The following is a 12,237-nucleotide window of genomic DNA, read 5'->3' as shown; positions in this document are numbered from 1 at the left end:
TCAATTGTGCTTAAGAAGCTTTTTCATTGTTCATTTCAACATTTCGATCTCCACCAATTTTTTCTGGTAAGACTAAGTTTAGTAAAACTCCGATTAGTGCAGCTAATGCCATTCCTTCAAGTGTGAAGACATCTCCAACATGTATTGTTGCTCCGCCAATTCCTAGAACTAGGATGACTGATGCGATGACTAAGTTACGTTGTTTACTAAAATCAATTTTATTTTCAACCAGTACTCTTAACCCACTTGAAGCGATGATTCCGAACAGTAGTATTGATATACCACCCATTACTGGTGTTGGGATTGAACTAATGATTGCTGAAATCTTTCCTACGAATCCGAATATCATTGCGAAGATCGCTGCACCAACGAACAAGTAAACACTGTAAGCTCTTGTTATGGCTAAAACGCCAATGTTTTCACCGTAAGTTGTCGTTGTTGGTCCACCTATTAGACCTGCTATCATTGTTGATACTGCGTCACCGAAAAGTGAACGGTCTAAACCAGGATCTTTAATTAAATCCTTATCAACTACATTTCCAAGTACTACTTGATGACCAATGTGTTCAGAAATTGTTACGATTGCGACTGGTATAAAGATTAAAAGTAACTGTAATGTGATCTCTGGCGTGTAGTCTACGAATGGCACTGAGAAATCAGGTACTTCGATCCATTTTGCTTCTGCGACTTTCGTGAAGTCTACGATTCCAAAGAAGATTGAAGTAATATATCCTCCGATAATTCCGACTAAGATTGGTATAACTGATAAGAACCCTCTTGTGAATAACGCTGTTACGATTGTGATTGCTAACGTGATGAATGCAATTGTGATTGATGTTGAACTATATTTACCATCTGCTCCATTCATTGCCATGCTTACTGCTACTGATGATAAGCCTAATCCGATTACGATAATGACTGGTCCAACTACGATTGGCGGTAATATTTTGAATAACCATTTAACACCGACTTTGTTAATGATCAGTGCGATCACTGCATATACAACCCCAGTGATGAACACCCCTACAAACGCTGCTCCTGTCCCAAGATTCTTTATAGCGAAGCTCATCGGGGCAATGAATGCGAATGATGATCCTAAGTAAGAAGGTACTTTACCTCTTGTAATAAGTACGAATACGATTGTTCCAATCCCACTTGATATTAATGCGATTGCCGGAGAAATTCCGATTAAGATTGGTGCTAATACTGTTGCACCGAACATTGCGAATAAATGCTGTATACTTAGGAAAAACCATTGACTTAAACTTGGTTTTTCATTTATTTCTAAAACTGGTTTCTGTTTTATCATTTAAATTCCCCCATTTTTCTATAAAAAAAACTCTTTGCGATTTACACAAAGAGTCCAATACGTTGCTAAGAAAGCAGCAACTAACTAGACCCTTTGGCGGCCTCTCTGGACCACATTAAAAGGGACTTTTAATTTTCAAATATACTTACTTTATCATGTTCATCTGTTTCCTTAAGAGCTACGACTACTTTTTCATCACCTGAAGTTGGAATGTTTTTACCAACATAGTCTGCACGAATTGGAAGTTCACGATGTCCACGGTCGATTAATACTGCTAATTGAATTTGTGATGGTCTTCCTAGGTCCATTACAGCGTCCATTGCGGCACGAACTGTTCTACCAGTGTAAAGCACATCATCAACTAATATAACTTTTTTGTTTGTTAAATCTACAGGAACATTTGAACCTTTCACTAATGGTTCTTTGTTTTCCGTCTTAGTTGTAAGATCATCACGGTACAGAGTAATATCTAGGTCACCCATAATTACTTCTTTACCTTCGATTTGCTTAATTCTTTCTGCAATTCGTTGAGCTAGGAAAACACCTCTTGTTTTAATCCCAACTAGAACGACATCTTGAATGCCTTTATTATTTTCAAGCATTTCATGGGCAATTCTAGTTAATCCTCTTCTAATTGCAAGTTCGTCTAAGATGATTGCTTTTTCGTTCATTTTCCTTTACCTCCTACTTTTAATTTTGTAGAAGCAAAAACCCTCTTGCCCGATGGACAAGAGGGTAGCGCAAAAGGATACAGTTATCCCTTTTATATTCCGCTTCCTTCTCAACCTCACGGGGTTGTATTAAAGGTTCATTCAACTGTCCTCATTATGCCTCACTTGGCGAAACTTGTCAACAGTTATCTTCTTAAATGTTCAATAACATCTTCCATTACTTTTGGAATAGGAGATGAAAATTCTATATATTCACCTGTTCTTGGATGCTTAAATCCTAATACTGCAGCGTGAAGTGCTTGACCATCAATATCAATTGTTTTTCTTGGTCCATATTTTGGGTCTCCAGCTAATGGGAAACCAATATACTTCATATGAACACGAATTTGATGTGTACGACCTGTTTCAAGCTGACATTCTACTAATGTAAACTCTTCAAAACGTTCAAGTACTCTAAAATGCGTCACTGCTTCTTTTGCATTTTCCTCAGTTACGGTCATACTTTGACGATCAGATTTATCTCTTCCGATAGGGGCATCAATCGTACCTTCTTCATGTTGAATTACACCATGAACGATCGCAATATATTTACGAACAGTCGTTTTTTCACGTAATTGTTCTGCAAGTTTTTCATGAGCTACATCATTTTTAGCAACCATTAAAAGGCCTGATGTATCCTTATCAATACGATGAACAATACCTGGTCTTAAAATGCCATTTATTCCTGATAAATCTTTACAATGATACATTAATGCGTTCACTAAAGTACCAGTTTCATGACCTAATGCAGGATGAACGACCATCCCACGAGGTTTATTTACAACGATAACATCACTGTCTTCGTAATAAATTTCCAATGGAATATTCTCTGCAATAACTTCTAATGGTTTTGGATCAGGTACTGAAACTGATATTTCATCGTTTTGTTTCACTTTGTAATTTCGCTTTACTTTTTCACCATTTACTAGCACTAAATCTTCTTTTAACCAGATTTGTACTTGTGAACGAGACCACTCTTCATTTTGAGCGGTAATAAAAGTATCGATTCTTTCTAAATGTTGTTCTTCTTCAACTGCAAATGTAAAAACTGTCATTCCTTAACTCCTCTTTTTTCTTCCAATAAAGTAATAATAAATAATAAAACGACTCCAATACATAGTGCAGAATCGGCAATGTTAAACACAGGAAAATCATATCCAAAAATATAAACATGTATAAAATCAACAACTTCTTTACGGAAGAAACGATCGATAAAGTTTCCAATCGCGCCACCTAATACTAGACCTAAAGAAATAGATAATAAACGATCATTTTTCGCATGCTTTTGAATAAAGTAAACCACAGCTACAACGAATACAAGTGTAATAATGTAGAAAAAGAACATTTTACCTTGAAGCATTCCCCAAGCCGCTCCTCTGTTACGGTGAGATGTTATGTAAAAAATATTCTTTATGATTTCAATATTTTCACCTAAATACATCTTCTTTAATACTGCAAGTTTAGTTAATTGGTCAATTAAAATGACAATTAGTGCAATAATATATGCCATATTTATCCCCTACCTTATTAGATATCTCATAAAAGTTTAGCATAGGGGACAAGTTTATACAATGAAATCCAAATCAGTAATAATTTCTGACAAAACTAAAATCATCAATTGTCCTTCCTGTAGGAAGAACTTTCAGCTTCTCAATTGGAATTTGTGTTCCCGTAACTTCACAATAACCATACAAACCATTATCAATTTTTTGAATAGCAAGCTCTATATCATATAAATCATTTTTCATATCATCAACAAGAACTTGGTGCTTCATTGTTTCCTCATATAATGAAAGATGAGGTTCCACAACATTTGAATGGATTGGTTCAGAAAATAAACGATGTAGCAATTCATTTTTAATCATTTCGAGCTCTTGTCTTATATGGTAAATTTCATTGCCCATCTTGTTCACTCCCTTTTTTTGAATGTAATTTTAATTTTCCCAGAACTGACATTCATAATAGGTGAAAGTTTTTCCTTTAAAGGAAACTGATAAAGATATTCCCATTTATAAATCCATGAGTTTAAGGATTCACATCTTTCGTATACATAGTTGCTATAAAAATGCGTTAGTTGATGACAAATATAGAATGCTCCCTTTCCGTGGGGCATGAGCTGAAATGGAAGGCATGCTAATAACCACGACGTCCCTGTCGTAATGCATGCATGACCCAAATTCTTTGTGCCTCCCTGTGGGGTCTTAGCCTTCTCGTTTATCCCACAGGAGTCTCGAACCTTCCGTTTTGTAATCAACTTTTCTTTGACGTTTTAGATCCAACAAGCAACAATCTGTTAAAATTGAGCCTATTTAATAAATGCTATTAAGCATAAAAAAAAAGACTGTCTATATAGACAGTCTAAAAAATTGAGATTTACATTAGTCTTTTATTATTTTAGTCAGTAAATTGTTGTGTCCAATAAGTGCCTACTTTACCTACACCTAGGTGTTTAAAGTTTTTGCTCATGATGTTCGCTCTATGACCTTCAGAATGCATCCAATCATACATTACTTGGCTTGCAGTTGTTTGACCATGGGCAATGTTTTCACCCTTATACCCACCATTGAATGTTAATGTTGAATGATACATATTGTTTGCATTACTCATCGTTTGTGACCATTGTTGAGCCGTTCCATTTAGGTAGCTAGTAAGTGTTAAAGGTTTTAATCCACTATTACCACGTTCCGTATTTACTAATTTTAAAATTTGCTGTTGAGTTGTAGTACTAGAACTTGTTTTCGTGACAGCTTTTGCTGCAATATATTTCACGTACTTTTTAAGAATATATCTTGTTTTTCCTTTATTACTAATTTTTACAAAAGTACTATTGTAACCTGTGTAAGTAATTTTTTGATTTTTAGTCAGATATCCAACAGTTTTAGAACTAATATAAGGCTTTTCCTTTATTGCTAATTTATTCGCAATTACTGCTCCAGAAGTTGCTCCAGCACTTGTTGTTTCTATTCCTAAAATCATTGTGATTGCTACTACAATCCCTAAAACTGATTGAGTAACTTTTTTGAAAGTATTATTCATGGTGTACTCCTCAATAGTTGAATTTTTGTAATTGTTTACAAAATTAATCATACACCAATACATACACACATACAACAATACAAACAATAAGGAAAAATTTACTATTACCGATGTTTTTCTTCTTCTAATTCCCTTTTAAATTCTTCTTTTAGAATTTCTCGTACATCATCTCTCTTTAAGATCTCTTTGAAAAATTCTCTAATACCTTGTTTATGAAATTCAGTAAACATCTCATCTCTTACCCGTTCAACTTCAACAGACAGATCAATCTCGTTTTGTTGTGCCTCTTTCACATCTGGTTCAATTCGTCCTAACAGGAAATATGAACGTTTAATACTTTGTTGTATACTTGAACGACTTTTCATTTCCAAGTCTGCAATTTCTTGGTAGCTATATCCTTTTTCTCTTAGTTCCACTCTACTTTTCATTAAATCCGTCAACTTATTCCAATTCGGATTTTTTTCGTAATTCATCTTATCAAACCTTTTCACTTTAATAATTACATACTAATTAAACATAACATACACCAATACAACCATATTTACAATGTTTGAAAAACATGAAATTTTTAATGATTTACAACTTAATAAAATATTTTTTTAAAATGAAAAAAAGCCGAAAGTTTAAACTTTCGACTTTTCTTCAAGTGCTTCAGGCACTTTTACATTACATTTCTTTTACAACACTTGCACAACGTAAGCATAATGTTGAGTGTTCTTCATCTTTTCCTACTTCTTCTGTCACTACCCAACAACGTTCACATGTCTCGCCAGTTGCCGGTGAAACTTCGATACTTAATGTTTCAAATTTTTGTGCTGTTTGTGGTACATCCGCATCACGATCAGCTACTTCAACTTGAGATACGATTAATAATTGTTTTAAGTCTTCATTAATTGACTGTAATAAATCAGATACTTCTGCATTAGGATAAATTTTAACTGAAGCAGTTAATGATTTACCAATTACTTTTTCATTACGTGCAACTTCTAATGCTTTCAATACATCATCACGTAAGTCCATGAATTTTTCCCATTTCGCTACTAACTCAGAAGTATTACCAAAGTCATTAACCTCAGGCATTTCAGTTAAGAAAATACTATCAACTGATTTTCCTGCCAAATGCGTCCAAACTTCTTCAGCTGTGTGAGGAAGAATTGGTGCAACTAAACGAGTAAGAGCTTGTAATGATTCATGTAATACAGTTTGAATTGCTAAACGATCTTTATTTGATTTTGGTTCAATATATAATACATCTTTTGATAAGTCAAAATAGAATGAACTTAAATCAGTTGTACAGAAGTTTTGAATTGTATGATAAACAGTAGCAAATTCATATTTTTCATAAGATTCACGAACAGTTTTTACAACATCATTTAATTTTACAAGCATGTATTGATCTAATTCACGAAGTTCATCAAATTTTAATGCATCCGTTTCGGCATTAAAGCCATCTAAGTTACCTAATAAGAATCGGAATGTATTTCTGATTTTACGATAAACTTCAGCAACTTGTTTCATTAATGCATCTGAAATACGTACATCAGATTGATAATCAACAGAAGCTACCCATAAACGCAAGATATCTGAACCGTATTGATTCATAATTTTTGAAGGAAGAACGATATTTCCAATAGACTTACTCATTTTACGTCCTTCACCATCTAATACGAAACCATGACTCACTACCGATTTATATGGCGCTTGACCAGTTACAGCAACACTCGTGCTTAGTGAAGAGTTGAACCAACCACGGTACTGATCTGAACCTTCTAAATATACATCAGCTGGGAATGATAATTCTTCACGAGTTGCTAATACAGCCTGATGTGAAGATCCGCTATCAAACCAAACATCCATAATGTCTTTTTCTTTTGTAAATTTACCATTTGGTGAACCTGGGTGTGTAAATCCTTCCGGTAATAATTCTTTTGCTTCTTTTTCAAACCAGATGTTAGAACCATTTTCTTTAAATAAGTTAGAAACATGTTCAATTGTTTCTTCTGTAATGATTGCTTCCCCATCTTCAGCATAAAATACTGGGATTGGAACTCCCCAAACACGCTGACGAGAAATACACCAGTCACCACGGTCACGAACCATATTGAATAGTCTTGTTTCACCCCATGCAGGGAACCAGTTTGTATCTTGTACAGCTTGCATTAATTGATTACGAATTGCTTCAATTGAAGCAAACCATTGAGCTGTAGCACGGAAGATAATTGGTTTTTTTGTTCTCCAGTCATGTGGATATGAGTGCGTGATAAATTGTAATTTAAGTAAAGCACCTTTTTCTTCTAGCGCCTTTGTAATTTCTTTATTCGCTTCATCATAGAATAACCCTTCGAAACCAGGTGCTTCTTTTGTTAATACACCTTTTTCATCAACTGGACAAAGTACGTCTAAGCCGTATTGTTGACCTACGCGGAAGTCATCTTCACCATGACCTGGAGCTGTATGAACACAACCAGTTCCAGCATCAGTTGTAACATGATCACCAAGAATAACAACTGATTGACGATCGTATAATGGATGTTTACAAACGATTCCTTCTAGTTGGCTTCCGTTAAATGTATTTTCAACAACAGCATCTTCCCAGCCTAGTTCATTTGAAACAGACTCTCTTAATTCACTAGCAACTACAAATTTGTCACCATTTACTGCAACTACATCATAGCTAAGTTCTGGATGTAAACAAACTGCTAAGTTAGCTGGAATTGTCCATGGAGTCGTCGTCCAAATGATGAATTTCTCTCCACCATTTAAAACATTTTTTCCATTTTCAACTGCAAATGCAACATAGATTGAAGCTGAACGTTTATCTTGATATTCAATTTCTGCTTCAGCTAATGCAGATTCACTTGATGGAGACCAATAAACTGGTTTAAGACCTTTATAGATTAAGCCTTTTGTCGCCATTTTACCGAATACTTTAATTTGTTCTGCTTCATATTCTTTTTCTAGCGTAATGTATGGGCGATCCCAATCACCTAAAATTCCTAAACGCTTAAATTGTTCTTTTTGACGATCAACTTGTTCGTAAGCATATTCTTCACAAAGTTTACGAAATTCTGCTACTGACATTTCTTTACGATTGACTTTTTTGTTCGCCAGCGCTTGTTCAATTGGTAATCCATGTGTATCCCAACCTGGAACGTAAGGTGATCGATAGCCATTCATATTATAAAAACGAACGATAAAATCTTTTAAGACTTTATTTAGTGCATGCCCCATATGTAGGTCACCATTTGCATATGGAGGTCCATCATGTAAGATAAATGATGGTTTTCCTGCATTGTGTTTCATTACTGTTGTATAGATATCTTTCGCATTCCAGTCCTCTTGAATTTGAGGTTCACGCTGTGGTAAATTTCCTCTCATTGGAAAATCTGTTTTTGGCATCAATAACGTATCTTTATACTCCATTTGATACTCCTCCTGTTTATGGTTTTAATCCATTTTTTAAATAGTCGAGTTCCACATTAACGCATTCTATCCATCTTCTAAATCTTTTATTAGTAAGGTTTCTGTTCGTATAATACAGTACGGACAAAGAAAACCTCGTATCACAAGATTAAATGAATAGGAATGAATCGTTTAAAACAATCCTAACCGGTAATAAATTGAGCACAAAAAAACCTTTCTCATCCCAAAAAAGGGACGAGAAAGGTTTCCCGTGGTACCACCCTAATTGACTATAAATAACATTACAGTCCACTTAGCATTCGTAACGTGAACGAAACGGCTGTTCTTACTTACGTTCAGAAAAGCTCTCAAGGGTGATTTTCGTTCTATTTTTCTACATCAAGCTTACACTATCCTTGACTCGCTAACTAGATTTTATAGAAGTACTCTTCCCTATCACCGATTAACTATTAATATTTAATAAATTATATGTAAAACTTTACAAATCGTCAAGGCTTCTTAAAATTAGTTTGCTATTTCTTCTGTTTCTTTATCTAAAATATGATCCCAATCTTCATGACTTAACATTTCTAATTGAGTCTCAATTGCCATACGAAGTCTTGTACGGAAAACTTTTGATTGTTTTTTAAGCTCTTCAAATTCTATTGTAACTTTTCGAGATTTGATTAAAGCTTCGTTAATAATACGATCAGCATTTTTTTCTGCTTCTTTTATAATTAATTTTGCTTCTTTTTGAGCATTTCCTTTTACATCTTCAGCTGCTTCTTGAGCAATTAAAATTGACTTATTTAACGTTTCTTCAATAGTAGAAAAATGTTTTAATCTTTCTTTCATGTCTAACATTTGTTCTTCTAATTGTTTCTTTTCACGAATTACTAATTCATAGTCCTTGATCACTTGGTCAAGAAATTCATTTACTTCGTCTTCGTCATATCCACGAAAACTTTTACCAAATTCTTTATTATGAATATCAAGTGGTGTTAAAGGCACTTAAGCCACCTCCATGTAAGTTCTTAAATATAGGTTAATTATTAGTTTTCGACAGTTTTTACGAATATCCTTCTACATTTTCTGACTATTTTTTGACACCGTATTGAATCCGCCATTTTTCTTTTTTAGACATACCATCTATTGAAAGCAACATCCCTCTCCCAAATCCTTTAATGGATAGTAAGTCTCCTTCGCCACAAATAAATGAAGTTGAATCAATTATTTTTTGATTTACTTTGACGTGTTCAGCTTTAATTAATGCCTGTGCTTTCTGGCGTGATATATTATAAAACTCACTTATTAATACATCTAGACGAAGTGATGAAATTGTACCATGTCTAGATTGCCAGACGTCTTCTATTTCAACTAGTTCATTAAATGGAATTCTCTCTAGTTTAATCGGCGATTTTCCTATAGAATTCAAGTTATTCTCAACAAAAACTGCTATTTCCTCGGCAACAATTACTTGAATCATATCATCTTTTAATAAAATATCACCAAATTTAGCTCTTGTCATACCTAATGACATTAGTGTTCCTAGTACTTGTCTATGTGATAAAGAATGAAATTTCACTGCATAGTTTACATTAAATGCGATAAGCGAAAAATCTTCATCTATTGGGGAATAGTAATTTGGATAAATTAATGCACGTTTTCGCTCACTATCTTCCCGACCACCAAAAAAAGCAACAATACATTCAGATTGATTCCCGATAATGGTACTCATAATTTTTTGTTCCCTAATATCAAGGAAATCAGTTAACTTTGGTGAGTATCGTTCAATTACTTGCTCTTTCCAATTCATCACTTGATCAACAAATACATGCTCTTCTTTTCGAAAATGATCGTATATACTCATTGATGCGTTCCTCAATTTCTAAACAAAATAGATAGTAAAAAAGAGAACCGTTTTAGATTCTCTTTTTAGAAGTAAGTACTAAGCGCAAATATACCTCTCATTGCAAATTGCAACGTTATTAAAGCTACAATTGGCGAGAAATCAAACATTCCGATTGACGGTATGATACGACGGAATGGCTCTAAGTATGGTTCCGCTATTCTTCCGATAAAACGACCGAATGATGATTGTTGTACTTGTGGAAACCAGGACATAATGATGTGAATCACTAATATCGTTTGATATACTTGTACCGCATGATACAAGATTGATAAAATAAAGTCCATCTATTTACCACCTTTTAATGGATTGTTCTTCCTCAAATAACATATCTGTAATCGTTCCAGAAATGTCTACATTATCTGGCGTACAAATGAATGTATTTGTTCCGATTTTTTTTATATCTCCACTAATTGCATATACAGTACCACTTAAAAAATCAACGAAGCGTTTTGCTTGATCAATTTGCATTTGTTGAAGATTGATCACAACAGCTTTTTTAGATTTTAGGTGATCTGCAACATCTTGTGCTTCTGCATATTCACGTGGCTGTGCCAATACAACTTTTGACGTCAAGGATGCTCCTCCTGGTATACTTACTAATTTTTGCTTTGAAGTGCTGCGTTCTTGATGTACTTCTTCATTAACATGCTTTGAAACAGGTTGTTGTTCCTCATACTCATATTCTTCATCTTCGTACTCGTCTTCCATTGCAAAAAAGTTCCTTACTTTTCCGATAAAACTCATAGCTATTTACCTTCCCTTTCCAACTAAATCTGTCCCAATGCGAATAAAGGTTGCTCCTTCTTCTATCGCAATTTCAAAATCGTTGGACATCCCCATCGATAATTCATTACATGGAACATTGACTATTTCTAATTCTTTAATTTTCGTCTGTAAATCTTTTAATCCTTTAAAACTATTTCTAATGACTTGCTGATCTTCTGTATACGGTGCCATAGTCATTAACCCAATAACATGAACCTTATCCAGTTCTGCTAATTCACGAGCAAAATTTATGGCTTCTTCAGGTGATAATCCATGTTTTGATTCCTCACCAGAGACATTTACTTGGATAAAACACTTTAATGGTTCATTCGCTCTTTTTTGTATTTCTTGTGCTAGTGACATCCTATCTAAAGAATGTAGATAATCTATGCGATGTATTATGTCTTTTACTTTTCTAGTTTGTAATGAACCAATAAAATGCCAAACAACGTCAGTTTCAATATGGTCTTGCTTATCTTGTAAACCTTCAAAGCGATTTTCACCTAATTGGTTTATACCAAGCTCCAATACCTCTTTAGCTACATATACTGAAACTTCTTTTGTAACAGCTATTAGTGTAACTTGGTCGTCACGATTTGACCTACTTTTAGCAGAACGTATTTGCTCACTTATTCTTTCATAGTTTTGTTTGATCGTCATGTTGCTATATCCTCCAACCAATAAAGCTCATCATTCTACCTGTTTTACCTTCATCTCTACGATGTGAAAAAAATGTATTAGGGTTACAGCTTGTACAATAAGTTGTAACGTAAATATTTTCTTTCGGGATCCCTGCTTGAATGAGCAATTGTTTGTTTGCTTCTTTTAAATCCAAAGAGTATTTTCCATTTGGCAAATCTGTCAAAATAGAAGGTGGTAAATTGTTCGAAAATGCATCTTGTACCTTTTTCATAACAAAATCATCTACCTCATAACAACAATTACCAATTGATGGACCAATTACTACTTGAATATTTTCTACATTCATATTTTCTTCCGTTAGCCACTTATTGATTAAGATACCACCAATATTTCCAACAGTACCTTTCCACCCAGCATGCGCTAATCCAATGTATTTTTTTGTAGGTTCAAGAAAATATAAT

General features: G+C 34.1%; 14 protein-coding genes and 1 other annotated feature. All 14 genes read right to left on the bottom strand.

The genetic code is table 11. The features are described from left to right. Window positions 1-10 precede the first annotated feature (10 nt). Window positions 11-1,306 carry a uracil permease gene (gene uraA / locus V7056_RS03115; protein ID WP_499699221.1) on the bottom strand — a complete coding sequence of 432 codons (1,296 nt, stop codon included), beginning with the start codon at window positions 1,304-1,306 and terminating at the stop codon, window positions 11-13. A gap of 131 nt (window positions 1,307-1,437) precedes the next feature. Continuing rightward, entirely contained in the window at window positions 1,438-1,980 is a 543-nt protein-coding gene (gene pyrR / locus V7056_RS03110) for a bifunctional pyr operon transcriptional regulator/uracil phosphoribosyltransferase PyrR (RefSeq protein ID WP_499699191.1), read from the bottom strand. Between the two features lie 185 nt (window positions 1,981-2,165). Continuing rightward, the gene (locus tag V7056_RS03105; RefSeq protein ID WP_499699189.1) at window positions 2,166-3,074 is read right to left on the bottom strand and encodes an RluA family pseudouridine synthase; all 909 of its coding nucleotides are present in this window, start codon (window positions 3,072-3,074) and stop codon (window positions 2,166-2,168) included. Continuing rightward, the gene (gene lspA / locus V7056_RS03100; RefSeq protein WP_192601367.1) at window positions 3,071-3,529 is read right to left on the bottom strand and encodes a signal peptidase II; all 459 of its coding nucleotides are present in this window, start codon (window positions 3,527-3,529) and stop codon (window positions 3,071-3,073) included. Before lspA ends, V7056_RS03105 begins: the two co-directional genes overlap by 4 nt. Before the next feature lie 73 nt (window positions 3,530-3,602). Further along, window positions 3,603-3,923, bottom strand: coding sequence for a TraR/DksA family transcriptional regulator (locus V7056_RS03095; RefSeq protein WP_499699187.1), 321 nt, complete (start codon window positions 3,921-3,923; stop codon window positions 3,603-3,605). Between the two features lie 490 nt (window positions 3,924-4,413). After that, entirely contained in the window at window positions 4,414-5,055 is a 642-nt protein-coding gene (locus tag V7056_RS03090) for a CAP domain-containing protein (RefSeq protein WP_499699185.1), read from the bottom strand. A gap of 104 nt (window positions 5,056-5,159) precedes the next feature. Continuing rightward, window positions 5,160-5,528: a hypothetical protein gene (locus V7056_RS03085; protein ID WP_499699183.1), complete on the bottom strand. Its 369-nt coding sequence runs from the start codon at window positions 5,526-5,528 to the stop codon at window positions 5,160-5,162. A 193-nt stretch (window positions 5,529-5,721) separates the two neighbouring features. Then, window positions 5,722-8,478, bottom strand: a complete 2,757-nt coding sequence (gene ileS, locus V7056_RS03080; RefSeq protein WP_499699181.1) for an isoleucine--tRNA ligase — start codon at window positions 8,476-8,478, stop codon at window positions 5,722-5,724. A gap of 227 nt (window positions 8,479-8,705) precedes the next feature. Next, window positions 8,706-8,926: a binding site (T-box leader), on the bottom strand. Between the two features lie 56 nt (window positions 8,927-8,982). Next, on the bottom strand, window positions 8,983-9,468 hold the full coding sequence (locus V7056_RS03075; protein ID WP_499699179.1) for a DivIVA domain-containing protein: 486 nt from the start codon (window positions 9,466-9,468) through the stop codon (window positions 8,983-8,985). 85 nt (window positions 9,469-9,553) lie between these two features. Next, window positions 9,554-10,327, bottom strand: coding sequence for a YlmH family RNA-binding protein (locus V7056_RS03070; protein ID WP_499699177.1), 774 nt, complete (start codon window positions 10,325-10,327; stop codon window positions 9,554-9,556). Window positions 10,328-10,392: 65 nt separating this feature from the next. Then, window positions 10,393-10,653 carry a YggT family protein gene (locus tag V7056_RS03065; protein WP_499699175.1) on the bottom strand — a complete coding sequence of 87 codons (261 nt, stop codon included), beginning with the start codon at window positions 10,651-10,653 and terminating at the stop codon, window positions 10,393-10,395. A gap of 4 nt (window positions 10,654-10,657) precedes the next feature. Further along, window positions 10,658-11,113 (bottom strand): cell division protein SepF, encoded by a 456-nt coding sequence (locus V7056_RS03060; protein ID WP_499699174.1) that lies wholly within the window; start codon window positions 11,111-11,113, stop codon window positions 10,658-10,660. Between the two features lie 6 nt (window positions 11,114-11,119). Beyond that, complete coding sequence (locus V7056_RS03055; protein ID WP_499699172.1) at window positions 11,120-11,794, bottom strand: YggS family pyridoxal phosphate-dependent enzyme; 675 nt, start codon at window positions 11,792-11,794, stop codon at window positions 11,120-11,122. 4 nt (window positions 11,795-11,798) lie between these two features. Further along, the coding region (locus tag V7056_RS03050; protein ID WP_499699170.1) for a purine nucleoside phosphorylase YfiH/LACC1 family protein at window positions 11,799-12,237 on the bottom strand (439 nt) is incomplete at its 5' end.

The sequence above is a fragment of the Bacillus sp. JJ664 genome (assembly GCF_036962205.1).
GTDB lineage: Bacteria > Bacillota > Bacilli > Bacillales > Bacillaceae_G > Gottfriedia.
Note: the sequence above shows the minus strand (reverse complement) of the source record. Positions and strands in the feature narration are given on the sequence as shown.

Excerpts from the sequence above, each read along its gene's own strand:
- V7056_RS03105 (WP_499699189.1), bottom strand. The coding sequence starts at position 3,074 with ATGACAGTTTTTACATTTGCAGTTGAAGAAGAACAACATTTAGAAAGA.
- V7056_RS03060 (WP_499699174.1), bottom strand. The coding sequence starts at position 11,113 with ATGAGTTTTATCGGAAAAGTAAGGAACTTTTTTGCAATGGAAGACGAG.
- V7056_RS03065 (WP_499699175.1), bottom strand. The coding sequence starts at position 10,653 with ATGGACTTTATTTTATCAATCTTGTATCATGCGGTACAAGTATATCAA.
- lspA (WP_192601367.1), bottom strand. The coding sequence starts at position 3,529 with ATGGCATATATTATTGCACTAATTGTCATTTTAATTGACCAATTAACT.
- V7056_RS03055 (WP_499699172.1), bottom strand. The coding sequence starts at position 11,794 with ATGACGATCAAACAAAACTATGAAAGAATAAGTGAGCAAATACGTTCT.
- V7056_RS03085 (WP_499699183.1), bottom strand. The coding sequence starts at position 5,528 with ATGAATTACGAAAAAAATCCGAATTGGAATAAGTTGACGGATTTAATG.
- pyrR (WP_499699191.1), bottom strand. The coding sequence starts at position 1,980 with ATGAACGAAAAAGCAATCATCTTAGACGAACTTGCAATTAGAAGAGGA.
- ileS (WP_499699181.1), bottom strand. The coding sequence starts at position 8,478 with ATGGAGTATAAAGATACGTTATTGATGCCAAAAACAGATTTTCCAATG.
- V7056_RS03090 (WP_499699185.1), bottom strand. The coding sequence starts at position 5,055 with ATGAATAATACTTTCAAAAAAGTTACTCAATCAGTTTTAGGGATTGTA.
- V7056_RS03070 (WP_499699177.1), bottom strand. The coding sequence starts at position 10,327 with ATGAGTATATACGATCATTTTCGAAAAGAAGAGCATGTATTTGTTGAT.
- V7056_RS03095 (WP_499699187.1), bottom strand. The coding sequence starts at position 3,923 with ATGGGCAATGAAATTTACCATATAAGACAAGAGCTCGAAATGATTAAA.